The 269-nt window shown below is 57.2% G+C and carries 1 protein-coding gene; it reads left to right on the forward strand.

Features of this window, described 5'->3' with window-relative positions; translation table 11 throughout:
- Positions 1 to 99: 99 nt before the first annotated feature.
- Positions 100 to 269: hypothetical protein (locus tag EZM41_RS14115; RefSeq protein WP_446697855.1), on the forward strand; the 170-nt coding region annotated here is incomplete at its 3' end.

Consider the following 269-nt stretch of genomic DNA (forward strand, 5'->3'; position numbering starts at 1 on the left):
CGACTGCGCTGCGGCTCTAACGAGCATAGTTCTCGCTGCCGCCGCGAGTTTCCTCAAAGGGACAAAGAGATTTCGAACGGACGTGCTGCCGCCGGTTATCTGCACGCCCCGAACCGGGTCTTTGTAGCTGTCTCCGGCAAACTTGTGGCGTTTGGAGGCAGGCTCGTGGTGGGCGAGGGCGCGAAGTACATCAATAGCCCAGAGAGCGAGCTGTTTCAAAAGAGAAGCTGTCTCTATCTTTTGGAGCGCGCCAAGAAGTCTATACGCCA

This window comes from Acetomicrobium sp. S15 = DSM 107314 (genome assembly GCF_016125955.1).
Classification (GTDB): domain Bacteria; phylum Synergistota; class Synergistia; order Synergistales; family Thermosynergistaceae; genus Thermosynergistes; species Thermosynergistes pyruvativorans.